General features: G+C 28.1%; 25 protein-coding genes. 10 read left to right on the top strand and 15 right to left on the bottom strand.

Annotated elements, in window-relative coordinates; genetic code table 11:
- Positions 1-6: 6 nt before the first annotated feature.
- Positions 7-261 carry an acyl carrier protein gene (locus ACW9XH_RS00465; protein WP_457758690.1) on the top strand — a complete coding sequence of 85 codons (255 nt, stop codon included), beginning with the start codon at positions 7-9 and terminating at the stop codon, positions 259-261.
- Positions 245-1,030 (top strand): AAC(3) family N-acetyltransferase, encoded by a 786-nt coding sequence (locus tag ACW9XH_RS00460; protein ID WP_457758689.1) that lies wholly within the window; start codon positions 245-247, stop codon positions 1,028-1,030. The genes ACW9XH_RS00465 and ACW9XH_RS00460 overlap by 17 nt, the downstream gene beginning before the upstream one ends.
- Before the next feature lie 27 nt (positions 1,031-1,057).
- On the opposite strand, the gene ACW9XH_RS00455 is transcribed toward ACW9XH_RS00460, so the two are convergent.
- The 4 genes from ACW9XH_RS00455 to ACW9XH_RS00440 form a co-directional block, all read right to left on the bottom strand.
- The gene (locus ACW9XH_RS00455; RefSeq protein WP_457758688.1) at positions 1,058-2,311 is read right to left on the bottom strand and encodes a DUF4910 domain-containing protein; all 1,254 of its coding nucleotides are present in this window, start codon (positions 2,309-2,311) and stop codon (positions 1,058-1,060) included.
- A gap of 79 nt (positions 2,312-2,390) precedes the next feature.
- Positions 2,391-3,176: a cytidylyltransferase domain-containing protein gene (locus tag ACW9XH_RS00450; protein WP_457758687.1), complete on the bottom strand. Its 786-nt coding sequence runs from the start codon at positions 3,174-3,176 to the stop codon at positions 2,391-2,393.
- 3 nt (positions 3,177-3,179) lie between these two features.
- Positions 3,180-4,229, bottom strand: a complete 1,050-nt coding sequence (locus tag ACW9XH_RS00445) for an N-acetylneuraminate synthase family protein (RefSeq protein ID WP_457758686.1) — start codon at positions 4,227-4,229, stop codon at positions 3,180-3,182.
- Positions 4,230-4,289: 60 nt separating this feature from the next.
- Entirely contained in the window at positions 4,290-5,156 is an 867-nt protein-coding gene (locus ACW9XH_RS00440) for an SDR family oxidoreductase (RefSeq protein ID WP_457758685.1), read from the bottom strand.
- 89 nt (positions 5,157-5,245) lie between these two features.
- Here ACW9XH_RS00440 and ACW9XH_RS00435 point away from each other — a divergent pair, with 89 nt between their 5' ends.
- On the top strand, positions 5,246-6,208 hold the full coding sequence (locus ACW9XH_RS00435; protein WP_457758684.1) for a Gfo/Idh/MocA family protein: 963 nt from the start codon (positions 5,246-5,248) through the stop codon (positions 6,206-6,208).
- A 3-nt stretch (positions 6,209-6,211) separates the two neighbouring features.
- Here the strand turns inward: ACW9XH_RS00435 and ACW9XH_RS00430 are convergent, their stop codons facing one another.
- From ACW9XH_RS00430 to ACW9XH_RS00410, 5 genes are all read right to left on the bottom strand, one after another.
- Positions 6,212-7,504, bottom strand: coding sequence for an aminotransferase class III-fold pyridoxal phosphate-dependent enzyme (locus ACW9XH_RS00430; RefSeq protein WP_457758683.1), 1,293 nt, complete (start codon positions 7,502-7,504; stop codon positions 6,212-6,214).
- A 60-nt stretch (positions 7,505-7,564) separates the two neighbouring features.
- Positions 7,565-8,566 carry an SDR family NAD(P)-dependent oxidoreductase gene (locus ACW9XH_RS00425; RefSeq protein WP_457758682.1) on the bottom strand — a complete coding sequence of 334 codons (1,002 nt, stop codon included), beginning with the start codon at positions 8,564-8,566 and terminating at the stop codon, positions 7,565-7,567.
- 65 nt (positions 8,567-8,631) lie between these two features.
- Entirely contained in the window at positions 8,632-9,411 is a 780-nt protein-coding gene (locus tag ACW9XH_RS00420; protein ID WP_457758681.1) for a hypothetical protein, read from the bottom strand.
- A 22-nt stretch (positions 9,412-9,433) separates the two neighbouring features.
- Positions 9,434-11,329: a hypothetical protein gene (locus ACW9XH_RS00415; RefSeq protein WP_457758680.1), complete on the bottom strand. Its 1,896-nt coding sequence runs from the start codon at positions 11,327-11,329 to the stop codon at positions 9,434-9,436.
- Entirely contained in the window at positions 11,326-11,781 is a 456-nt protein-coding gene (locus tag ACW9XH_RS00410) for a WxcM-like domain-containing protein (RefSeq protein ID WP_457758679.1), read from the bottom strand. The genes ACW9XH_RS00415 and ACW9XH_RS00410 overlap by 4 nt, the downstream gene beginning before the upstream one ends.
- Positions 11,782-11,903: 122 nt before the next feature.
- Between ACW9XH_RS00410 and rfbB the strand changes: the two genes are divergently transcribed.
- From rfbB to ACW9XH_RS00390, 4 genes are all read left to right on the top strand, one after another.
- On the top strand, positions 11,904-12,893 hold the full coding sequence (gene rfbB, locus ACW9XH_RS00405) for a dTDP-glucose 4,6-dehydratase (protein WP_457758678.1): 990 nt from the start codon (positions 11,904-11,906) through the stop codon (positions 12,891-12,893).
- A gap of 27 nt (positions 12,894-12,920) precedes the next feature.
- Complete coding sequence (locus ACW9XH_RS00400) at positions 12,921-13,985, top strand: glucose-1-phosphate thymidylyltransferase (RefSeq protein ID WP_457758677.1); 1,065 nt, start codon at positions 12,921-12,923, stop codon at positions 13,983-13,985.
- A 54-nt stretch (positions 13,986-14,039) separates the two neighbouring features.
- On the top strand, positions 14,040-15,074 hold the full coding sequence (locus tag ACW9XH_RS00395; RefSeq protein WP_457758676.1) for a glycosyltransferase family 2 protein: 1,035 nt from the start codon (positions 14,040-14,042) through the stop codon (positions 15,072-15,074).
- Positions 15,075-15,188: 114 nt separating this feature from the next.
- Entirely contained in the window at positions 15,189-16,631 is a 1,443-nt protein-coding gene (locus ACW9XH_RS00390; RefSeq protein WP_457758675.1) for a B12-binding domain-containing radical SAM protein, read from the top strand.
- Between the two features lie 18 nt (positions 16,632-16,649).
- Here ACW9XH_RS00390 and ACW9XH_RS00385 read toward each other — a convergent pair whose 3' ends face one another.
- Positions 16,650-17,591 (bottom strand): NAD-dependent epimerase/dehydratase family protein, encoded by a 942-nt coding sequence (locus ACW9XH_RS00385; protein WP_457758674.1) that lies wholly within the window; start codon positions 17,589-17,591, stop codon positions 16,650-16,652.
- A gap of 110 nt (positions 17,592-17,701) precedes the next feature.
- Here ACW9XH_RS00385 and ACW9XH_RS00380 point away from each other — a divergent pair, with 110 nt between their 5' ends.
- Positions 17,702-18,982: a hypothetical protein gene (locus tag ACW9XH_RS00380; protein WP_457758673.1), complete on the top strand. Its 1,281-nt coding sequence runs from the start codon at positions 17,702-17,704 to the stop codon at positions 18,980-18,982.
- On the opposite strand, the gene ACW9XH_RS00375 is transcribed toward ACW9XH_RS00380, so the two are convergent.
- The 4 genes from ACW9XH_RS00375 to ACW9XH_RS00360 are packed head-to-tail and all read right to left on the bottom strand — an operon-like array spanning position 18,979 to position 22,204.
- Positions 18,979-19,716 (bottom strand): PIG-L deacetylase family protein, encoded by a 738-nt coding sequence (locus ACW9XH_RS00375; protein ID WP_457758672.1) that lies wholly within the window; start codon positions 19,714-19,716, stop codon positions 18,979-18,981. The two genes, ACW9XH_RS00380 and ACW9XH_RS00375, sit on opposite strands and share 4 nt — an antisense overlap.
- A complete protein-coding gene (locus ACW9XH_RS00370; protein ID WP_457758671.1) occupies positions 19,713-20,711 on the bottom strand; it encodes a PseG/SpsG family protein in 999 nt (332 codons plus the stop codon). Before ACW9XH_RS00370 ends, ACW9XH_RS00375 begins: the two co-directional genes overlap by 4 nt.
- On the bottom strand, positions 20,704-21,513 hold the full coding sequence (locus ACW9XH_RS00365) for a cytidylyltransferase domain-containing protein (protein ID WP_457758670.1): 810 nt from the start codon (positions 21,511-21,513) through the stop codon (positions 20,704-20,706). Before ACW9XH_RS00365 ends, ACW9XH_RS00370 begins: the two co-directional genes overlap by 8 nt.
- Positions 21,500-22,204: a WbqC family protein gene (locus ACW9XH_RS00360; protein WP_457758669.1), complete on the bottom strand. Its 705-nt coding sequence runs from the start codon at positions 22,202-22,204 to the stop codon at positions 21,500-21,502. The genes ACW9XH_RS00365 and ACW9XH_RS00360 overlap by 14 nt, the downstream gene beginning before the upstream one ends.
- A 76-nt stretch (positions 22,205-22,280) precedes the next feature.
- On the opposite strand from ACW9XH_RS00360, the gene ACW9XH_RS00355 reads away from it, so the two are divergent.
- Together ACW9XH_RS00355 and ACW9XH_RS00350 are read left to right on the top strand one after the other, a co-directional pair.
- On the top strand, positions 22,281-23,312 hold the full coding sequence (locus ACW9XH_RS00355) for an N-acetylneuraminate synthase family protein (protein WP_457758668.1): 1,032 nt from the start codon (positions 22,281-22,283) through the stop codon (positions 23,310-23,312).
- A 37-nt stretch (positions 23,313-23,349) separates the two neighbouring features.
- Positions 23,350-23,523 carry a hypothetical protein gene (locus tag ACW9XH_RS00350; RefSeq protein ID WP_457758667.1) on the top strand — a complete coding sequence of 58 codons (174 nt, stop codon included), beginning with the start codon at positions 23,350-23,352 and terminating at the stop codon, positions 23,521-23,523.
- Here ACW9XH_RS00350 and ACW9XH_RS00345 read toward each other — a convergent pair whose 3' ends face one another.
- On the bottom strand, positions 23,524-24,585 hold the full coding sequence (locus ACW9XH_RS00345) for a radical SAM/SPASM domain-containing protein (protein WP_457758666.1): 1,062 nt from the start codon (positions 24,583-24,585) through the stop codon (positions 23,524-23,526).
- Between the last annotated feature and the right edge of the window lie 57 nt (positions 24,586-24,642).

Raw genomic sequence — 24,642 nt, 5'->3', positions numbered from 1 at the left:
AATGAAATGAATGTGAAAGAATGGTTGATTACTTGGTTTGAGAAAAATTCAGATCTATCTCAAAAAGAAATTGAATGTAAATTTTCTGAGGATTATTTAGCAAAAGGATGGATAGACTCTTTCAAATTTGTTTCATTTGTTACAGAAATTGAAGAAGAATTTAAAATAACTTTTTCAACAGATGAATTTCAAAATAGGGCATTTTCAACTTTAGAAGGATTGGGTAAAATTATTGAGGCTAGAATTGAAAAAGAATTATGATTTTTCCAAATCAGACATAATCGAGGCATTAAAGAAAACAGAAATTAAAGTTGGGGATAGTATTTTTGTACATAGTAATATTGGATTTTTTGGTAGATTAGAAAATGCAAATAATTCAAAAGAATATTGTGAAATTTTTAAAGATGCAATTTTTGAGGTAATTGGAGAAAAGGGAACTCTAATTGTTCCTACATTTTCTCTTTCATATTGTAATAATCAAATTTTTGATAAAAAAACTACAAAAAGTTTTGAATGTGGAGTATTTTCTGAATTTATTAGAGAATTAAAAAACTCAAAACGTTCTGATGATGCAAATTTTTCTGTTGCAGCAGTTGGAGGTAAATCAGATTATTTTACAAAAAATGTTTCGGAATATTCTTTTGGGATAGATTCTTTTTGGGATAGACTATGGAAAGAAAATGGAAAAATATGTCGATTTAATATGAGTCCGGATTATAATACATTCATTCATTTTGTGGAAAGAGAATTAAATGTGGAATATAGGTATGATAAGGGATTTTCTGGAACTTCCATCATTGACAACAAAAAAATTAAAAATACATACTACCATTATGTTCATGATCTAGAAAATCTAAATCATCTACCAAATTTAATTAAATTGGATATGAAATCTAAAGAGCTAGGATTATCAAAATCAGAAGATTTGGGAAAAGGTCAGATAATTGTAATATCTACGAAAGATGTCTACAATGTAATTCATAAAGAAATTAAAAATGATGTAAATTTTTTAATTAAGGATAATACCTAGAATTTTGAATTTATTTTAATAGTTAATTTAAGAAATATCGGAATAAATTTTTTCAACTAAACCAACATCAACGAATTTGTTTACATAGTCATAGATCTTTTTAAAAGGTAAATCAAATTGTTCAGCTATATCAATAATTGATTTAGTACCTTCAAATTCCATAAAGATTTTTTCCAATAGCAAATTTTGCTCTAAATCATCTTGCCAATCAACCCATAAACCATATCCAGATAGAAATGGCGGACCCATGAATTTTCGCTTAGGGTAGTAGTTTTGTTCCAGTGTTTCAATTATTTCAAGAATAACATCTTTTGATTCTTCTAATTTTTCTGAACTAATTATTGAAATATCATCATCATTTGTATGATATTCAGGATAAGGCCATCTGCTTAAAGAAATCATTGGAATATCTAATCCAGGTCCATTGAATACCATTTCATCATTTGCAATTACCTCTCTAAATTCACCTTGAGAAAAATTAGGATATTTTGTTTTTAGGATATTTTTGGCAATTTTATCTAATACTGTGTTTGATTGCCTACTAAATTGTAAAGCAAACTCATTATCATTTCCCAACATTTCTAAAAATACACCATATTTGAAATTTGGAATTAAATTTTCATTTTGACTCAAATATGCAATAGAACCTATAGTTTCTGGTAAAAATAAAATTGTATAAGAATAATACATGTTATTTTTTTTCAATAATTCTTGTACAACTCCTACAAGTACAGCTACTCCAGCAAGATCATCATTAGCCATGCCAGGATGATCTAAATGTGCTACAAGAACAATAGTTTGATCAGTCTGACCCTTAATAGAAATTTCACCAATTTTTAGAAAACCATCATCATGTTGTGAATTAATTACTACATGGTATTTCTCGTGAGAAAAATTTGAGAGTTTATTATGTTCAATACAAAAACCCCAATCTTGTTCATAGTACTTGAATTGAAAAGGTATTGAATTAGGCCTATTTGGATTTGAATTAAGATGATTCATCAATTCTTTGTGAGGTACTATTTTGTCTATAGATAATGAATACGAAATAACATGTAATGGATGATCATTGAGATCTAAGAGTTTTTTGCCATCAACTTCAATATAAGCATCTGAAATACTCCATTTTTTAGGTATAGTCCATGTCCAACATTTGGTTCCAGAAGGAATATTGTGAATTTTTAATGGGATAATTTTTGAAATGTATGCCAACGCTTCGTCATATCCATCTGAAATAAGATCTCTTCTGGTGTAATAGAGATCTTTTACTATATCATACATGATTGATAGATTAATGACCGATTAATATTATTTAGGTTTAAAATAAAACAAGTGCTGAAGAAATCAATGAAATAATTCATTATAAATTAAATTTTTGATCATTTTTTAATGATTTAGCATATCCTTCATCTCTTGTAATAGATGAATTGATTGTTAGCAAAGCAGGATTTTGTCGGATTATTTTTAAAACATCATTTGTATAAAAAATATTTTTTGGTTTCATTAAATGATAAATCTTTCTAACAAAAGTAAGATCATTTTTTTCATCTACAGTCCATCTATAATTAGAAAGATTCTTGGAATTTTCATAACTGAATATTTTAAAAATATTTTTGTGTTTTGTGATATAAGGTACAACGTGTTCTCGTTCTGATTGCAAATTAGCTTTTTTCCATGCCTGTTCTAAAGCATTAAAAGAAAAAATTGATGCATCTAATCCATCAGGATATGTAGGATTAAGATTATTTGATAAAAAATCAAATTTATGATGCTGAAAAAAATCTAGCATTTTACTAATTAATTTAGGATCAATTAATGGGCAATCTCCTGTAATTCGAATAATTGGATTAGCATTAAATTTTAAACTAGCCTGATAGTATCGATCTAAAACATCAGTAGGGTTTCCTGTAAAAGCAAGGATATTTTCTTGTTCTGCAATTTTAACAAGAGGTTTATCAGATACATTTGTGGAGGTAGCCAGAATAATTTGCTCCACATTTTTGACTTTTTTTACTCTGTTAATTACATGCCAAATCATGGGTTTAGATTGAATTTTTGATAAGACTTTCTTAGGTAATCTAGAAGAACCAGTCCTAGCTTGGATAATAATTGTCGATTTAGTTTTATTTTTAAGAGTTTTTTTCAATTTTCACAAATCATTTTTTGACATTGGGTGAAATTCTTTTAGATTGCACTTAGATATTTTTCCTAGTAATTGTTCATAATTTGAAGACGATAATCCTTTAACGGGTCTTAGAGAACGAATATTTTCGCGGGTAAATTTTTCTCCCTTTTTAATTGGTTTAATAGTCCATATTCCTCTACGCTGAATAACTCTTGTTTGTTTTTCAGAAGTTTCAACTTTTTTGATACCTGTACCCAATGCATTTTCTAACGTACGAATTTCTTTCACCATAGATTCAAAATTATCTGGAGACATAGAATGAGGATGATCAGGGCCTGACATCGTAGGATCCAATGTAAAATGTTTTTCAATTACACAGGCACCTAGTGCTACACTTGATAACGATACTAAAGATCCTGGAGAATGATCAGAGTAACCAACATTCAAATTAAATTTATTTTTGAATGTTTGTAAAACTTTTAGATTTGCATCTGAAATTTTAGAAGGGTATTGAGTTATCGATTGCATTAAAATTATTTTATTATTACCTGTAGATTTGATAGTTTTCACTGCAATAGAAATTTCTTCTAATGTACTTGCTCCAGTAGCTAAAAGGATAGGAAGGTTTTTGGAGCCAATATATTTTAAAATTTCAAGATAGGTAATATCGCCAGAGCCGATTTTAATTGCTGGAGCTTTAAGTTTTACTAGAGAATCTACTGCATCAAAATCCCATGGGCTTGTAAAAAAATCAATTCCTATTTTTTTAGAATATGAATTGAGTTCAGAGTGCCAATCTCTTGGAAATTCAGCATTTTTATAAACATCCCAAACAGATTTTTTCCATTTTTTTTGAAAAGCATTTTTTTGTTCAAATCCTTTTCTAGAGATTAAATTCTCAGTGGTGAATACTTGAAATTTTGCTGCATCTGCACCACATTTTTTTGCAAGTTTTATGAGTTTTTTAGCTAAAGATAAATCTCCATTAAAATTTGAGCCTATTTCAGCTATAATATAACATGGATGATTATTGCCAACAGTTTTTTTACCAATTTTGATTGGTTTAATATTCATATTAAAAATTGGTATTGCTAACTATTCAAGGTTTCTTTCATAATAATTGTTATTGATAATTTAAAATTTGGATTTAATTTTTTTTAATGAATCATTTAAACTTAAAAAATTTTCATTTAATAATTTTTTAGATTTCATATTTGATAATGAAGTGTCTTTTGGTCTTTTTGCTTTAAAAGAAAGATCTGTCGAAGAACCCATTTTAATTAAATTTTTATCAAATAAAAATATATCAGAAAGTAAGATAGCTAAATCATATTTACTAATTTTTTTATCTGAAGATAGATTTAAAATTAAATTTTCTTCTACTGATGAAAGTTTGTAAATTAAAGAGCTTAGATACGAAACTTCAATTGGTGTGAAAAACACATCATTAAATCCAATAATCGGTTCTCCATTAGATAATTTAGATACCATCCAATTTAACAAATTTTTACCTTCAGAGTCATAACCAACAAAATTTGTTCGTAATATAAGATATTTTTTGGCTTCCTGAATTACATATTTTTCTGCTAAAAATTTTGTTTTTGCATAGACATTGATCGGTTTAGGATGATCACTTTCATCATACATGCCTTTTTCACCATCAAAAAGGCTATCAGTAGAAATATGAATTAATTTTGCATTGAATTTGTTTGAGGCTAGAGCAATATTTTTAGTGCCTTCTGAATTTATTTCATATCCTATTTCAGGATTATCTTCAAGGAAATCAAGATCTGTAATTGCAACACAGTTTATAATTAAATCTGGTTTTATTTTTTCTAGAACGTCAAAAATTGAATTTTTGTCACGAACATCAATTTTGAAATCATCTTTTAGACAACTTGTTAAACGAGAAGAATAAACTTCATCGCCATGTTTTTTAAATTCATCAACAATATAATTTCCTAAAAAACCACGACCAAATACAAAAATTTTTTGTTTCATTTTCTTCAGTGATTTTTTGTTAGTTAAAATCTTTCAACCAAAGACACTAAAATTCAATTTATAAATAAACAGATCTGAGGATTATAGATATGAAGATATTGATTTTGGGATGTGGTTCTATAGGCCAGCGACATATTGAAAATCTTCAAAATATCTCAAATAATCATTTGATCGAGGTATTTGATAAAGATCAATCTAAACTAGCAGATTTAAAAATGAAAAATATCGTGATAGCAACAGAAGAATCTGTGGATTCAACTACTTATGATTGTGTCATTATTTGTACTCCACCAATTACACATGTTGGTCTTGCAATTAGAGCTCTAAAAGCTAATTCTAACGTATTTATCGAAAAACCACTATCAAATAATTTAGAAAAATTTGATGAACTAATTCAAATAAGAAATGAAAAAGATCTTCTAGTTTTTGTTGGGTATAGTTTTAGATTTAACAAAGGATTGAATTATATCAAAAATCTGGTTTCTACAAAAGAATTTGGAAAAATTCTTCACGCTTCAGCTTATTTTGGTCAATATCTCCCAGACTGGAGACCAAATCAAGATTTCAAAGAAAGTTACACTCTAAAAAAAGAAATGGGAGGAGGTATTATTCTAGATAGTTCTCATGAATTAGACTACTTAGTATGGATTTTTGGAAAACCAGAATCTATTCAAGCGAATTTTGTATTAACTGATATTCTTCCATCTAATGCAGAAGCTATATGTGATGTCATACTAAAATTTCCTGGAAATATTCTTAGTACAATTCATATGGATTTTGTTAGAAGAAAATACAAAAGAACATTAGAAATTTTGACTGAAAATGCAACATTAGAATGGTCGCTGGAAGAAAATATCGTTAAAATTTTTGAATCAAAATCAAATTCATCAAAAATCATTTCATCAAATGAATCAATTAATGATATGTATGTTGAAGAATTAAATCACGTAATAGGATGCATTAGAGATCATAAAAAATCAGAAATCATTAGTTTGGAAAACGGTATTTCTTCAATGAATTTATCATTTGAGATTTTAAAATGTAATCAATAACTGCTATTCCAATCTATGAATTACAGATTTAGCAATATTTCCTTTGAGTTTTGCTTCTACTTCATTATTTTCAATTGCGGATTTGAGATTCTTCATTGATTTATGAATGAATTCTAAGGTGTAGTCAATTTGTTCCATAGTGTGTGAATATGACAATAAGATTGTGTTTGGATGCATAAAAATTCCATTTTCAATGAGATCTTGTAAAAAGAAGCTTTTGTACAATAATGAATCATTTTCTTCAGAATCATTAAAAATTAGTTTTAATCTTGGAGAAAATCCAATACATTTGGCATCAATTCCTAATTCTTTTGAAAATAAATTAAAATTATCTTTTATTTTTGAACCTAGTTTCCACATATGGCCACAAACATCATTTTGTTCAAATTGTTTTACAGTTGCTTCACATGCTGCCAGCGATAATGCTTCACCTGCATAAGTAGTGGATACAAACACATCATCAAATATTCTCATATATTCAGATTTTCCAACAATGGCTCCCAAAGGCATACCGTTTGCAATTCCTTTCGCAAATGTAGCAATATCAGGAATTACATCAAAGTATTCTTGACCACCACCTTTTGACATTCTAAATCCAGTTAGGATTTCATCAAATACAAAAAGAGCATCGTTATCGTGAGTAATTTTTTTAGCTTTGTTTAAAAAATTATTTTCAGGTTTATCAAAAACAGAAGGTTCCATAATTACTGCTGCAACATTATTTTTATATTTTTCAAAAAGATCTTCAAGACTTCCAATATCGTTATAATTGAAATTTGCTACAAGATTTTTATTAAATTTTGGAATTCCTTGATTCCTATTTGTTAGTATAGAATACCAATCATCCCATACGCCCCCACTTCCACAATATAGAATTACTTCTTTGTTAGTAATTGCCCTACATGCACGTACTGCTCCTGTGACTGCATCTGATCCAGTTTTTGTAAATCGTGTCATTTGTGCACACGGAATTATTCGTTTTAATGATTCAGCTGCATTTACTTCAGTATAATGTGGTAATGAAAAAATTATTCCTTTTTTTAATTGATCTGAAATTGCTGTATTTACGGCAGGGAAATTATATCCTAAAACAATAGGTCCTAAGGCCATCAAATAATCAATGTATTCATTACCATCAACATCAGTTATGGTAGAACCATTTGCACTATCAGCATATACAGGATATAATCCCTCTACAAAACTACTTGGGGATTTGCTAAATGTTTGTGCTAATGCAGGAAGTAAAGGGATTCCTTTCTCTTTTAATATTTTAGATTTCGAAATATCTAGTACCATTTTTTCACTACTCAATAATTTTATTCATTATTAAAAAACACATTCTTTACAAAACATTTTTTATAATAAACCTGATGCAGAAATTAATTCTTTCAGTCTATTAATAGGTATTTTTTCAGCTATATTTGATGAAAATTCAGGGACATTTTCTACTTTCTTTATCCCAGGATATTTTTCTTTTATTTCAGATTCACTTTGCATTGGATTGAATATCACATAATTATCATTAAATTCCCAAGTGTATCGCATTTCATCTTGATTTATCAAGATTTCATGAAGTTTCTCACCAGATCTTATTCCAGTAACATCAAATTCAGAATCACCTAATAATTCAGTTAAAGAATTTTTTAAGTCCATTATGGTATATGCTAAAATTTTTGGTACAAATATTTCAGAACCTTTACCTAATGTTGTAGCTGAAAGAATAAAATCAAGTGCTTCATCCATCATCATACTAAACCGAGTCATTTGAATATCAGTAATTGAAACTTTATCTTTGTTTTTTATTTGATTTATCCATAATGGAACAACTGAGCCACTACTGCCAAAAACATTCCCATATCTTAATGTGATAAATTTTGTTCTGTGTCTTTCAGGATTTATGAAATTTCCTGCAGTTACAAAAATTTTTTCCATTAAAAGTTTTGAAGCACCATACGTGTTAAGAGGGGATACTGCCTTATCAGTTCCAATTCCAATTACTTTTTCAACATTTTGTTCTAAACAAGCATCTATAACGTTTTGAGTTCCAATAACATTTGTTTTAACAGCTTCAAAAGGATTATACTCTATTACAGGCACATGTTTTAATGCTGCCGTATGAAAAACAATATCAACATCTTCTAGTGCACGAGTTAATCTCGGGTAATCACGAATATCACCAATAAAAAAACTCAATTTATTTTCATGTTCAATGAAACGTCTCTGCATTTCAACTTGAGCACTTTCATTTCTACTTAGTAATCTAATTCCTTTAATTGGCAAAGTGAGAAGTTTTTTGGTAAGAGCTTGTCCTAAAGAACCAGTTCCTCCAGTAATCAATATTGTTTTATTTTCAAACATAATTTTAGAATGAAATGACAGTTAATAAGCGATACTTTAAAAGAAGATTTGAAAACCTTGTTTGTTTAATTATTGTAAACTGGTTTTGCTGCACCCGATGAATCTTCTCCAGTTAAACTAGAGGCTGTAACTAAGGTAGAAAAACACATCCACCTTCCATCATCATTGTCCCAATTCAATTCTACATTTTTATCAACAGGGTCAACTCCATGGGATAAAGTAGGATAAAAAACGAATGCATCTCCTGGTTTAAGCTCTTTATCAACATAGATTTTTTTTCCATCATTGTCTCGATAAAACAAACCACCAGTTTCATAATCTTTTGGACATTCACTAAGAATCGTATTGACAACTACTTTTTGACCATTATCAGGATCTTGATGTTCCTGCATATATCCACCACCTCGAGGATAATGTTGTACTAGTGGAAGGGAAATATAGCCATCAGTGATATCTGACAGGGCATATTCTTCTGGTAAATCAGATAAAATATTTCTCAATCGAAATAATCGTTTAAAATAATTTTTTACGGGTTTAGATTCCTCATTCCAATAAAAAAAAGCATGTAAATGTAAAATACATTTTATTTGAGATTTTTCTTCATTATTATCAATTCTATGATAATTTGGAGACTTTTCAGATATCTTAGGTGATGATGGCGGTTGTGATTTTCCCATTTGAGTAGCATATTTTCGTATTTTTGAAGCTTCATCCACAGATAATAGATTTCTGATAATTACTGGTTTTTTTGATTTAACATGGTTTTGAATTACAGAATAATCATGGTCTAATGTAATTTGATCTCCATCTCTTGAAATAGTATTTACATCTAAAAGATCATCCATGTTAGAAACAAAATTTTATGATTTATAATACTTGTTCTTCATTTCTCTCATCATTAGGTAATTGGAGGAACTTTAGGAGTTCCAATGAACTATTTCCTTGAAAGGATAAGTAATCATCAATAAATTTAGAACCATGATCTATCATTTTTTCTTGTAAATTAGTATTAGTTTGTATATCTGAAAAAATTTTTTCAAAAGAATCCATATTTGTTCTAATACAAGAATCAGATTCAAAGATAGTAGGAATTCCCCAGTCATAATTTTTAACAGAAATTGAAATCACAGGTTTAGAAAAGATTTGAGCATCCAGTATAGTTGTAGAAATATCAATTGTAAGAAAAATTGAACAGTTTTTAATTAAATCTGTAATATCTCCTGTTTTGATAATTTTGATTTTAGGATTTATAGAATTTACTAAATTAGTTATATCAAGCTCTTCTTGGAATGGATGAAGCTTAATTACAAGATTTTTTCCATTTTTAGTTACAACTTCACAAATGTCTCTAATTACATTCTCATATTTTTCTAAAGTGTCAATTGTTAAATCTTTTATGATACTGGCAGTTGGAGATGACGTAGCAAGTAACACATAGTCATTTTTTGATTTTTTTTGATTTTTAGTGAATAACAAATCATGTGAAGGACTACCAATAATTTTTAATTTTTTTTCATCAACACCATAATTTTTTGCAAACATGAATTGATTTTGACCCCAAACCAAATATTTTGAAGAATGAATAGGATCCACTCCATCAAAAATTCTCCTTTCAGCATATTGTGGATTTAGAGTTTCATAACTTAAGCCGTGACTAATTAAGAAGGCAGGGATATTCTTTTTTAGAGCAAAATTTAGTAGGATTTGTTCTGTAAATCCAGATTCATTTTGAATTAACAGTGAGCTAAAAGATATTTTTTCAAAAATTCCTTTTGCAATTTGAATTTCATTAATATTCTCTTCAAGTCTTTGTTTAAAAAATTCTTTCAGTATTGGTTTAACAATTGACCAAAAAGAAATTCCATCTAGTGAAAAATAATTATTAAAAAAAATTTCATCATTTAAAACATTATCAATCTTTTTCTTAAAAACTTGGAATGTATTTTTTAGATTTTCAGATAAAACTGATGGATTTAATATTAAAGGAGATAAAATCTGAGAGTTTGAATTTTTGATGATTGAATATGATTTTTTATTCCATATGGAAGGTCGTCTTCTATTGTATAATGATAATGATACAGATGAATTTTTTGAATCAACAAATAATTGTTCATATTTAATTGGATCAAATTCTACCAATAACACGTTAGTAAGTAATGAATCTTTTTTTGGTCCAAAAAACTTGTGAATAATTTTTTCAGAAAAATTTTTGATTGAGCGATAATTCTTTCTAGATAATTCGAATGAAAATTCAGTGTTTGCAAAATTAAATTGATATTTGATTGATTGATTAAGTAATTGTTGATTATCATTTTTTTGATCATCGAATTTTTCAATTTTATTAGAAAATATTGTCACGTATTGAAAAAGTGATGATGATACGACATATGAATGATTTTTTAATGATTCTGTTATTCTAAAAATTTCATAAAAAGTTTTTAAAATTGGTAATAGAGAATGTTGAAAATCCCTATAAAATAAATGACCAATATTCACTCCTTCATATTCTAATTCTTGAGAAATTAAATCATCTAGCGCCCATTGGGAGAATTGGTGAGATAATCTTTGTAGTTTTTCAAAATCTGAAGATTTAAGAAAAGTATCAGATGGTATATGAGGAATTAAATTTTCTTTTAATAGTTTATGAGTGGCATAATCAAAAGAGATTATTTTTAATGATTTTTTAATTAAAATTATTTCTTTCAGTTTTTGTAAATTCAAAGAATTGTCCAGTAGAATTATAATCTCTGATTCTGAGGTCAATTCTTAATCCATTTATTCCAATCATAATCATCAAATGAAACATTAGTCATTTCATTATCATCGGGTTTCCATGCAAGATCAGCGATTGTTAATACAGTTGACTCTTCTCCAACGATGTTAATATGAGCTGAAGGATATCCGTGTGGGATTTGAACTAAAACGGGAGATTCCTCACTTGATTCAATCTCTACATAATTTCCAGATTTATCTTTTGCAATAAATACAACTTTTCCACGAATACATGTAAAGTAACTATTTCGTTTAAGATGTAAATGAGGGCCTTTTATTTCACCAGGTTTTACAGTAGTGATATAGATCATTTTAGGGATATCCTCAATGATTCTATCCCAGTCTCTCCAAATTACAGTTAAAGAACCATTTACATGCTGATCATGAATATCTTTAGTTAGATGTTTTTCTAATTTAATAGAATCGATGGAGTTATTTTTCATATAGTCAATCTAAAGTAATACCATTATAAAATATTAAGAGAAAATCGTGCATGTATTGAATTTAATAAATTCACAGATATTTTAGAGTTTAATTATAAGTCGTATTAAATCAAAGTGGTAAATTGAAAATATTAGTTACTGGTGGATTGGGGTTTATTGGAAGTAATTTCATATTAATTATTAAAAAACGATTTCCCACATGGAAAATCACCAATCTAGATGCAGAAAGTTTTGGTTCAAATAAAAAAAATCTCGACCAAATTAAAAAAGATGAAAATTATCAATATGTTAAAGGAAATATTACCAATGCAAATCTAATTGGAAAATTAATTTCTCAAAATGATTTTGTAATTAATTTTGCGGCAGAATCACATGTTGATAGAAGTATCAATAACCCAGAATCATTTATCAAATCAAATTATGTTGGAACGTATACTATTCTAGAAGCAATTAAAAAATATAAAAAAACATTGATTCAAATTTCAACAGATGAGGTATTTGGAAGTTTAAAGAATCAAACTGCAACAGAGAATTTTCCATATAATCCATCTAGTCCTTATGCATCTACAAAAGCTGCAGCTGAACTATTAGTAAAATCATATGTAACTACATTCGGATGTAAAGCCATCATTACCAGATGCACAAATAATTTTGGTCCTAGGCAATCACTAGAAAAGCTAATTCCTAAAATTATTTCTTTGGCAAATAAAAATAAAAAAATCCCAATTTATGGAAATGGAAAAAATGTAAGAGACTGGATATTTGTAGAAGATCACTGTAATGCAATTATTGATATTTTGTTAAAAGGTAAATCAGGTCAGTCGTATAATATTTCTGCATCAAATGAAGTGGATAATCTAACAATAGTGAATACAATTCTAAAAATAATGAAAAAACCCAAAAAGCTGATAAAATTTACAAAAGATCGACCGGGTCATGATTTTAGATATAGTTTAGACTCTTCAAAAATTAAAAAAGAACTGAAATGGAAGATAAAAAACAATTTTGAAGATGGGATTAAAAAAACAATTGAGTGGTATATCCAAAATCCAGAATTAATAGTAAACATATCAACAAAGGAATTATCCAAGGCGGAATGGAAAACTAGATAACTAATGATTCTCTAATTTTTCTAATAGTTGAAAGGCATAATTTTACATGGTGGTCATGGGACTCGTTTAAGACCACTTACACATACAGGTCCCAAGCAATTGCTACCAATTGCAAATAAACCAATGTCAGAATATTGTTTAGATGCAATAAAAGATGCAGGTATTACTGAAGTCTGTATAATTATTGGGGGGATTGGATCTGATAAAGTTAAGGAGTATTATGGAGCAGGAGAAAAATTCGGAGTTAATATTACATACATTGAACAAGATGAACCAAGAGGTATTGCCCATGCAATTTCTCTCTGTGAAAATTATATTGGAAATGAGAAATTTTTAGTATTTTTAGGAGATAACATAATTAAAAAAGACATTAGCGAATATGCAAAGGATTTTCAACAAGATGATGTTGATGCTTCATTACTTTTATGCAAAGTGTCAAATCCAACTCAATTTGGTATCGCAGAATTAAATGATGATAAAACCATTAAAAAAATTATGGAAAAACCAAAGAATCCGCCTTCAAATTTAGCTGTAACAGGAATTTACTTTCTTACACCTAAAATTTTTGAAATTATTTCTAGATTAAAACCATCTTGGAGAAATGAACTAGAAATAACTGATGCGTTACAAATGTTACTCTCTGAAAAAAACAAAATAAAATATTACATGATTACTGATTACTGGAAGGATACGGGAACTCCAGAAGATATAATCTTTGCAAATTCAGAAATTTTAAAAAATATGAAACCATTTTTCTTAGGTGATAAAGACGAACAAACAGAAATTTCAGGAAATGTCATGATAGGAAAAAATACACATATTTCTAAAGAGGCTAAGATTATTGGTCCTGTAATAATAGGGGAAAATTGTGTCATAGATTCAGAAATTGGACCAAATGCAAGTATTGGCAATAACTGTATTCTAAAGAATTGTAAAATTGAGAATTCTATAATTATGAATAATTGTAAAATTGAAACTGATTCAAAAATTGAAAATAGTATAATTGCATCAAACTCAGAAATTCAATCAAATTCAGAAGAAAGTAATGGGAAAATGTTGCTTTTAGGTGAAGGTAGCAAAATTAGACTATAGAGTAGAAAAGAATTTTTAAACAAAATTATAGCTATTTAAGATTAAATTACAAAGTTGTCTTCCAAAAATCCGCTAATTAGTATAATAATCACAAATTACAACGGGGGAGATTTACTATCTCAATGTTTGCAATCAGTGTATAATTCAGAATATCAAAACTACGAGGTGATTTTAGTAGATAATGCTTCAACGGATAATAGTCATATTCTTGCAAAAAAAAAATTTCCAAGTATAAAATTAATTTTAAATAAAGAAAATTTGGGATCAGTTGGAAGGAATTCAGGGATTAAAATCGCCAATGGTGAACATGTTGTCTTATTAGATAACGATACAAAAGTAAATTCAAATTGGTTGAATGAATTTTTAAAAAACTATGAAAAGTATGGGTATGGGATGTATCAGGGGAAATTACTATTAATGGATGAACCAAATAAAATAAATTCTGCAGGTTGTATGATAAACATTTTTGGATTTAGTTTTGCTAGAGGTGTAGGGGAAATAGATAATGGTCAATATGATAAAAAAATTGAAATAAATTTTCCTGCAACAGCTTGTGCATTTATTCCAAAAAGAGTTTTTGAGGAAATTGGATTGTTTGATGAAAAATTTTTTGCATATTTGGATGATACAGATTTTGGATGGAGAGCAATAAAACAAAATATTAAATCATTTTTTGTTCCGACAGTAATTGTATATCACAAGTGGAGTAATACAACAAAATGGAGTCCATTCAAATATTATCTTCTTGAAAAAAACAGATTAATTTGTGTCAATACATTATTTTCAAAAAAAACAATTTCAAGATTGCGTCCATTTTTAAATTTCATAGATTTTGGGGTTACCAAAGTATATGAAAAAAAAGGGATGCTATCTGAGAAAAAAAGAGCTGATGAATTTATTAAAAATAATAAGGATTATTTAGAAAAAAAACAGAGTGATATTCAGAATAAAGCAATAGTTGATGATTTTCACGTAATTAAAGAATTCTCAGATTGTGTTCCTGTTCCAGAAAAATCATTCCAAGGGTTAGGTATACTCAATGTTTTTCTTTGTATAAGTAGTAAAATTGCAAAGAGATTAGTCAGATAGAAGTTGATCAAAAATAGACTTTTTTACTAAAATCAACCTATAGATTCACGGAGAGTGCATCATGTATTTATTTACTAATGAAAAAAGAGAATTATGAAGAAAGTGGTGAATTGATTGAAGTATAAAAATATCTTATTGACTCGTCCCCCAACAGGCTCAAATGCCCTTCAAGGGGGATCTGACGCAGATCCTCATCCCCAGCCTCCTTTAGGTTTAGCATATCTTGCAGGAGTTATTGAAAAAATTCCTGATGTGAATGTTTTAGATATTCTAGATGGAAATTTCTCTGAAAATTATATCGAAGATGTAAAAAAAGTTGTTAAAGACAAAAAACCGGATTTAGTAGGTTTTAGTGCATTCACCCCATTTGCTAATCCAGCTTTAATGGCAGCATCTGAAGTGAAAAAGATTAACCCAGAAATTTTAACAGTTTTAGGAGGACCACATGCAGTTTTAGCAGATGTTACAATGAAAAAATGTCTAGACTTGGATGTGATTGTTTATGATGAGGGAGAAGGACAAATTGAAGAAATTGTTATGGGAAAACCATTGTCTGAAGTTGCAGGGTTATTTATTAGAAAAGAAGGAAAGATAGTTCCAACACAGCCTAGAGAATACATTAAAGATATGGATTCATTACCGTATCCTGCATATCATAAAATGCCTCATTTCCCAGACGGGTATCACCCACATCCTCCAAAAAGTACAGGGAAAAAATGGAGTAGTATTATGTGGTCAAGGGGATGTCCATTCTTTTGCAATTATTGTAATAGAGAAAATAGTTTTGGATTACAATTCAGAAACCAATCTCCAGAATATGTAGTTGAACATATCAAGTATCTTCATTCTGAATATGGAATTGAAGAATTGACATTTTATGATGATGTAATGTCATTAAATAGAAAAGCTACTATGAAATTGATGGAAGCAATGGATCCAAAAAAATTAGGATTTAAATTAATTTGGGATGCAGAAACTAGAGTAGATTTGGTAGATCAAGAAATGCTTTTTGCAATGAAAAAAGCAGGATGTAGAATGATGTCTTATGGAATAGAACATGGGGAGTTTATTTTAGAAATTAAAGGTGGAAGAGCTACATTAGAGCAAGCTGAAAATGCAATCAAATGGACTCACAATGCAGGTATTGAAACAGTTGGATATTATATGATTGGTTTGCCAAAAGAAACTCCAGAAACAATTAGAAAAACAATTGACTTTGCTAAAAAATTAGATTGTACATATGCTCAATTTGCAATTACAATGCCATTTCCAGGCAACAAACTCTATGATGAAGCAGTAAAATCAGGAATGATCACACTAGATGACACATGGGATAAGTTTGTGTATGCAGGTGTAGGAGCAGGTGGAATTAAGGCACCTGTTTTAACAACAGATGCATTATCTGCAGAAGATTTAGAATATTGGGCAAAAAAGGCTTACAAAGAATATTATTTCAGAGCTTCATTCATTTGGAAAAAATTATTGCAAACTAGAAGTCTAAAAGATCTTTCAATGTATTATAATGGATTCAAAATGCTTTTGAAAGATACTGCATAATCAGAATAATAAAATAATTTAAAGATTATTTTCTTTGAAAAAATCTAGAGTTTTTTTAATTCCATTTCTCAAAGTTACATTAGAAGTCCAACCTAAAGAAGATAGTTTTGTATTATCAACTAAAAAGTCACCAACATCAGTTTTACTAGTATATTCAGGTGATTGTACATACTCGACTTGGGTGTTAGTAAATTCTTCTAAACACTTACCAATTTCATAAAACCAAGTTTTTGCTCCATTAGCTATCCAATACACATTCCCAGATTCTCCTTTTTTCATGATTACACTTAATGCATTTATTACATCAGAAACAAAAATTACATCTCTAAAAAATTTACCTTCATTAAAAATTGAAACTGTTTTATTTTTGTATGCATTGTAAATCATATAATTTAAGGCATTTTTGTTGGGAATTTTATATTGTTCTCTAGGACCAAAACAATTTGTTATTCTAAAAATAATTGTGTCAATACCATAAACGTTATGATAAATTTTACAATAATGTTCACTTAGAAGTCGATGAGCGCCATACATTGTAGATGGATTGCATGGAGTTTCTTCATTTATTGGTAACATTGCATTTTTACCAATTACAATAAAAGTACTCCCAAGAATAAACTTACAATTTAAATTTGATTTTCTAATTATTTCTAAAATGTTTAATGTGGAAATAGAATTTGATTTTACATCTTCAAAAGGAGTTTCAAATGATTTTTTGTGGGAAGTTTCCCCTGCAAGATGAAAAATTATATCAGGTTTATGTTTTAGTATGGATCTTTCAATTTTATCATAATTTGAAACATCTATTTTATCAATTTGGATTTTTTCTTGTAAATGAGTAATATTATGAGCCTTATGTTCACTTCTCACAGCTAAAATAATTTGATGGTTTTCACTTATTAAAAAATCTGCTAAATGACTACCAATGAACCCTGAACCACCGGTGATTAGAATTTTCACAATTTCTCTGTTAAAGACCTATTATTAAATTAGAAATATAATTAAAGATTATTAAAAATAATACAATAAAAGAACATTAATTTATTCAAATAAAGTAATTTTATCAAAATATGGATTCAATAAAAATTTTAATTCCAATTCATACTAAACCAAATATTATTTCAGATACAACATTACTATTTGGATGTCTTTTACCAGAACTAAGGAAAAAAATTAATGTGATAATAGTTTGGGTAGTGTACCAACCAAATAAAATAAAGACTTTAAAAAAATATAATGAAGTAATTTTAGATTTCCATGATTATGAAAATTTTATAGATCTACTACAAAAAGAAAAACCTGATTTAGTATATGCTGCAGCAACATATTCAATTATAGATTATGCAATTTCGTCGGCATCCAGATATCTAAATATTCCTGTTTTATCAAAAATCTACAGTAGACTAGGCATAATTAAAGAAAGAAAAACTATGTTGAAATCAATGGTTAGCAGAGTTTTTGAAGATAATGTTCCAAGTGATGATGAAATTACTAAGAAGCAATTTATGAAAAGAGGTAGATTTTTTTTCTATAAATTCAAATATTTGATTAAAACTCTTAATGCTTGTAAAATTAACAAAATAAAATCTTTGTTTATTGGATTACATATTTTAACATATTTTCTAAATATAGGACGTCATGAAGGATATCCAGAATTTGCAAATACACTACATTGGTTAGAAGGTGAGAGTAATTTACAAAAATTAATAGAAATGGGATATGATAAAAAATCTTTAGTAGTGACAGGCAATCCAATATATGATTCTGTAATGAAAGAAATTATTAAAACAAAAGAAGAAGAAAAATTAGAAACAAAAATACTTTTTCTCCCAATTGCATTTTACGAACACGGGATGTGGACAAAGGAACAAAATGAAAATAATTTTAAATCAATAATAAATAAAATAAATTCTAGCCAAACATATTCTTTAAAAATTAAGATTCACCCATCAAGCAATAGATTTTCAGAATACAAAAAAATGATTAATGAAATTGACACAAATATTTCACTTTTTCAAGAAGGAGATGCACAAAAATTCATTGTTGATTCTGATATAGTTGTTTCATACGCTAGTCACTCAACTGCATTGGTTTTTGTGTTATTAAACAAAAAACCTCTTATTTTATGCAATTTTGACAATCAAGAAAAAGGACCTCTTTTAGAGAGAGAAATAGCAATTGAATGTAACAATCCTTTAGAATTAAATAGTATTATTAAAAACACATTAGAAAATAATCCTATTTCTGAAGAAAAAATTAACAATTTTCTAAAAGAATTTTTCTATAAATTAGATGGCAATGCATCTACAAGACTAGCAAATGAAATATTGAAAATAACTAAAAAACATTAGGGTATTGAGAAATCCTTATCAATTTTGCTGGATCTGCTAAAAATAATTTCAAATGCTTCAGCAGCATTATACCCTGCAAGAGAACCCCATCTTTGTGCAGCAGCAATAGTAGCTTCTTTTGATCTTGGATGTGGAAATTTTCTAATTTCATATTTGTAAGCTTTTAATGCCTTCACTTTTAGTTCTAGTTCTTTGGAAATATCTACATAAAAATTTGGATTGAATTCATATGGTCTATTCCAATCAGTTGATGCAGGAATTTCAAATGAAAAAATTTTTGAAATTTTTGATGTAGGAACTGGTCTTGCAGCAGTTATGCTTGCTTTAAATGCAATTTGATGATCAATGTTAAGATCATTATAATGATGAGTGAAAATTACATCACAGTCAATTTCTTGAATATCTTTTTCAATTTCTTTAGTTATTTGGAGTAGAGGGATTTGATCTAATTCCAAATTAGGAAGATCTAGAAATCTCATATTGGAAACTCCTAAAAGTTTTAGAGCTTTTTTTGCTTGATCTTTACGTAATTGAATTTCTTTTTCCATTTTCTTCATTTCATCATCAGTAGTTTCATATTTTGGTACACTGACATATCCAGAAGTCCTTCTAGAAGTAATTCCTTCAGATAAAAATAAAACTTTGACATTATGATTTTTAGAAATTTGTTTAAGAGTACCAGCCATGCCAATTGTTTCATCATCAGGATGAGCAGAAACTACTAGAACATTCAATTTAATTCAGTCCTTATCAATTCAGCTACTCTAAATGCACCTCGTCCATCTACCAATTTTGGTCCAACTTTATTCATTTTTTGTCGTAGTTTATAGTTCAATATCATATTAGATGTAGATTCTACTAATTGTTTTGAATTAATTTTTTTATTAAAACCTAAATTAACTCCAAATCCATGTTTTTGCATCAATAAAGCAGTCTCTTCTTCTAGTTTTTCTCCACAAGTAACTATACTAGGAATTCCACATCTACTTAATTCTAGAAGGGTCATACCACCAGCAGTTATTGCTAAATCATGTTTTAGCATTACCGAACTCATATTTTTTACATTATGAATGATCTTTAAAGGTTTTTGAGAATTATTTTTGGCAATTTCAAGTTCATCCCAACAGCTAAAAGAAAGACCCACGACTACCGTGATACTGAATTTATGATTAACTAAGTTAAGGGATTTGATAACTTGTGGGATCAAACAATGTGTATCAGCACCACCTTGAAGAATTAATATTGATGAAACAGTTTTTTTGATCTTATATTTTTGTGTAAAATTTTTATTTAAAATTGCATAATTTAATCCTGAAAAAGCATATTTTGTTACACCACTTTTAGGATATAACATATTGATTCCAACATCAATTAAATTTTTATTTTTTCCAACATAATCTATTGCATATATTTTTAAAAACGATTTTTTAAGAATTTTAAGAATTTCAGGGTTTTCATCTTTTTCATCTAGTATTATCACATCAGAATTTATTTTTGAAATAGTATTTTTTTCTTTTTCAATATCATTTGATAATAACTTACAATCAAATTTCTTCTTTACCATTTGTTGTACAATCTTATTTTTTGTTAAAAAAATAATTTTAATTTGTTTTTGTTTTAAGGACATTGCAAGGTTAAGAGTTCTATAAACATGCCCCATTCCAATTTTTGAATCACCATTTACTTTAATGTAAATTTCAAAAGTTTGATTTTGTTTCATTTCAGACATTATTGAATTTTTTATCTTTTTCATATGATTGTTTTGTGCCCTCATCAAATGGAATATAATTATTCAACTTTAATAAGTTAGGTTCATTGTTTATAATTTTATCAATATCATTTATTGTAATAGGATTATCTTTTGGTAATCTATTTATTAATTCTTGAAGAAAAATTAAATCATCTTTTCTATCAACTGTACATCGAATATTAGAAAGATTTCTAGAATATATGATATTTTTTACATTAAATATTTCAGGATGAAATTGAACAAAGGGGAAAACATGTTCTCTTTCTGAAGGTTTTTTTGCATCTTTCCATGCTATTTCAAGAGCATTAAATGATGAAACTTCAACAGTCATGCCTTGAGGAAAATTACATGCAGAATCTATCCACTTGCCATTACTGAATTCGATATTATTAGAAACATAATCGTATTTATTTTGATTAAATTCATTTATCAACATATCAATTACATTTGGATCTATTAATGGACAATCAGATGTAATACGTATGATTGGATCTAAATTAAATTTTTTTGCACATTGATAATATCTATCAAGTACATCAAATTCAGAACCAGAAAAATAGATATAATTATTTTTTTTACAAAAATCAATTATTATTTTATCAGAAGGATTTGTAGTTGTTGCAACAATGACATCATCTAAATTTTCAGATGATAACGACTGTGCAATCACATAATCAAGAATAGTTTTATTGTTAATTGTTTTTAAAATTTTTCCAGGTAGTCGTGTAGAATTAAATCGAGCTTGTATAATTGCAACATTTTTTTTATCAAGTTTGGACATAATCTAACTTGATTTCTCCAGTTATAACTTGCATAGTTTGAGGACCTATGTTAAACAACATATCCAATATTGAAAGATCTGGTATGAATGAATTTGACATTCTTTGAGGGTATTCAGGATGAGTGTATTTTTGATATTCCAAATTCAAATTATTTTGTGAAAAAATTTCGTCATCAATGTAATTATGTCCTCCTATACCTGAAACATAAGTGTCTGCTCCAATTTTTTTACAAACATCCACTAATCTTTGAGTAGAATTAGATTTTATATTTAGTTCAGATTCACGAATAATCTCAACTTTAATTCCCAACCAACTAATTATTTGTTTAATGATATCAAAATCAAGTTCAAAAAGATAATTCCATTCTTTTTTATACAAATTTTCGAAATAATCACTATACAAATTAAAAAAGGAACTATTTTTGTAAGAGTGAAAAATTTTTTTCCAATGCGTATCTTTCCAATCTATTTCATTGTTAATTTTAACTTCTAAATTTGGTGAAAATTTATTTTCTTTATTTATTGGAACTGTTAACCATGTCCAATTATTTGTTGCAATTATTCTATTTCTATTTGTAAATCGTTTGTCATATTGTACATCATCCATTATTACAAATGCATCACCAAGACTAAGCTTATGAAAGAATCCCGGATATGGTAAATAATATGGTTGATGGATAACTGCCTTCATAAGAAATCTATTTTCTCACCTAATAAAAAAATTTGATTTTCATTTAATTTATTAGAATAAAGATCCAAGTTTGGTTGTGAAGAATGTTAAATTAGGTAAAAGAATGGTAGGTGATTCAAACCCTTGTTATTTTATTGCAGAAATTGGTGGACTTTTTAAAAATTTTGAAGAAGCAAAAAGATTAATCGATTCAGCTGTAGAATTTGGAGCAGATGCAATAAAATTCCAAACTTTAGAGGCTGAAACAATCACAACAAAAAACAATTATTTTAACTTGGATGTTACTGGCAAGGTTCTCCAGTATGATTTTTTCAAGAAATTTGAACCCTCCAAAGATGTTCAAAAACAAATTGTTGACTATGCAAATACTAAAAGCATCACAGTATTTTCTGCACCAAGCCACATCAAAGATTTAGAGTTGATGGAAGAATTAGAATTGCCAATTTACAAAATTGGATCAGATTTAGCCTGTCATATACCTCTTCTAAAAAAAATTGCCAAATTAGATAAACCAATTATTCTTTCTACAGGTATGTGTAATATGGATCAGGTAAAAGATTCAGTAAATGCAATATTATCTGAAGGTAATGAAAATTTAATTATTTTACATTGTGTTTCAGATTATCCAGCAAAACCAGAAGAAACAAATTTGAATGTAATACAAACGCTAAAAAACGAATTTAACTTACCTGTTGGATATTCAGATCATACTATTGGTACAGATATTCCATTTGCTGCTGCAATATTAGGTGCAAACCTAATCGAAAAACATTTTCGTCATGATTTAAACAAACCATCAGCTGATGACGTACATGCGTTAACACCTTCAAATTTTGAACAGTTGATTAAATCAGTTAAAAAAATTGAAAATTCGATGGGAGATGGAAAGAAAAGACCTACAGAATCTGAGGAAAAAAATCTTGTAAATAACAGAGTGAGTATTGTATCTCTAATGGATATCCCCCAAGATACTATAATTACATCAGATATGATTGATATTAGAAGACCAGGTACAGGATTAGCTCCTAAAAACCTTGAAAACTTAATTGGGCGAAAAACAAAAAAATTCATTGCAAAAGACGAACCAATTAGTTGGGAAATGATTTAACAATTAAAATTTAATATGACTTTTTCAAAGTAAATATATGAAAATAGATGAAATTGTTAAACAATTAGAAAGTAAAAGAAAGGACTGTATAGCGTTTCAAAAAAAATACACTACAAGAAACATGCAAGATCTTTTGAAATACTACGAAGGGGGAGAATGGGCTCTCACATATTGTTTAAAACTAATTGAAGAAGTGAAAAATGGTGATTAGTCAAGTGCCTACTGTTTGAGACCTATTACTAACACCATCAAATGTAACATTTCTACCATCAATCTCCTTTGATGATTTTTCTGTTTTTCTAGGATAGAAACAATGTTTACAAGGATCAAGTTCTTTTACACCCAAATGTTTTAGATGAGTTTCTCTAGCTTTTTGGAGTTTTTTACCATGCCATACTTGATAAACAGTTTCACTATTTAGATCACCTACATTTACCGTACCCATCTCATCATTAAAACATAATTTCACTTCCCCAGTTGCATCAACAGTCATGCGTTGGTATAATACTGGACAGGTAAAATTTTTGATGTACTCTATATCAGTATCCATTCTAAGATAATCAAGTAAAGGTGGAGATGCAACTTGATCAGTTATAGGCGCAAAAGTGGAAAAATATTTTTCTGGATTTTTGGCAACTGCAGGCCATACTCCCTGAACTTTAATGATAGGTTTTACAGATTTGTATTTTTTCTTAATTTCATGATATTTTTTTATTTTTTCAAGTGATTCTTCATACTTTAATGGAAATCTTATTTGTTCATATGTTTCATCGACACCATCAAAAGAAATGGTTAACCAATCTAAACCAATTTTTAACAATTCTTCAAATTTTTCTGGATCTAAAAATCCACCATGTGTTAAAGTTGATACTTCTTTGATACCTTTTGATTTGGCATATCTTATCATATCAATTATTTTGGGGTGAAGAAAGGGTTCTCCTCTCCAACTCAATCTAATAGAATAGTGTGATTCATATTTTGTACATTCATCTATTATTTTTTTAAATAATTCATAATCCATTAATGATTTTTTAATTTTAGATTTAAATTCATCAGTTGTTGTGTAACACATAGGACATCCAAGATTACAAGCATTTGAAAGTTCTAAATCAATATGAGTAGGAAATTTGCTTACAACGTGAATTCTAGGATATATATGCCAACGAAATCTATCTAACATGTAACTAAAAAGATGACCTTTTCCTCTTTTCAAATTAAATTTGAAATTATCTAATCTAGAAGATAGAAGAGTTACGTTCTTGTTAATTTTCACTAATCTATTGGTTGTATTATCTGGTTAAAAATATTCACATCAAAATACTAAGGAAAA

It is taken from the genome of Candidatus Nitrosopumilus sp. bin_32a, from assembly GCF_054095935.1.
Note: the sequence above shows the minus strand (reverse complement) of the source record. Positions and strands in the feature narration are given on the sequence as shown.

What these genes read in the sequence shown, in the direction of transcription:
- ACW9XH_RS00435 (WP_457758684.1), top strand. Translation starts at nt 5,246, where the DNA reads ATGAAGATATTGATTTTGGGATGTGGTTCTATAGGCCAGCGACATATT.
- ACW9XH_RS00365 (WP_457758670.1), bottom strand. Translation starts at nt 21,513, where the DNA reads ATGTCCAAACTTGATAAAAAAAATGTTGCAATTATACAAGCTCGATTT.
- ACW9XH_RS00380 (WP_457758673.1), top strand. Translation starts at nt 17,702, where the DNA reads ATGGATTCAATAAAAATTTTAATTCCAATTCATACTAAACCAAATATT.
- ACW9XH_RS00360 (WP_457758669.1), bottom strand. Translation starts at nt 22,204, where the DNA reads ATGAAGGCAGTTATCCATCAACCATATTATTTACCATATCCGGGATTC.
- ACW9XH_RS00425 (WP_457758682.1), bottom strand. Translation starts at nt 8,566, where the DNA reads ATGTTTGAAAATAAAACAATATTGATTACTGGAGGAACTGGTTCTTTA.
- ACW9XH_RS00430 (WP_457758683.1), bottom strand. Translation starts at nt 7,504, where the DNA reads ATGGTACTAGATATTTCGAAATCTAAAATATTAAAAGAGAAAGGAATC.
- ACW9XH_RS00440 (WP_457758685.1), bottom strand. Translation starts at nt 5,156, where the DNA reads ATGAAACAAAAAATTTTTGTATTTGGTCGTGGTTTTTTAGGAAATTAT.
- ACW9XH_RS00455 (WP_457758688.1), bottom strand. Translation starts at nt 2,311, where the DNA reads ATGTATGATATAGTAAAAGATCTCTATTACACCAGAAGAGATCTTATT.
- ACW9XH_RS00410 (WP_457758679.1), bottom strand. Translation starts at nt 11,781, where the DNA reads ATGAAAAATAACTCCATCGATTCTATTAAATTAGAAAAACATCTAACT.
- ACW9XH_RS00350 (WP_457758667.1), top strand. Translation starts at nt 23,350, where the DNA reads ATGAAAATAGATGAAATTGTTAAACAATTAGAAAGTAAAAGAAAGGAC.
- ACW9XH_RS00465 (WP_457758690.1), top strand. Translation starts at nt 7, where the DNA reads ATGAATGTGAAAGAATGGTTGATTACTTGGTTTGAGAAAAATTCAGAT.
- ACW9XH_RS00445 (WP_457758686.1), bottom strand. Translation starts at nt 4,229, where the DNA reads ATGAATATTAAACCAATCAAAATTGGTAAAAAAACTGTTGGCAATAAT.
- ACW9XH_RS00420 (WP_457758681.1), bottom strand. Translation starts at nt 9,411, where the DNA reads ATGGATGATCTTTTAGATGTAAATACTATTTCAAGAGATGGAGATCAA.
- ACW9XH_RS00370 (WP_457758671.1), bottom strand. Translation starts at nt 20,711, where the DNA reads ATGTCTGAAATGAAACAAAATCAAACTTTTGAAATTTACATTAAAGTA.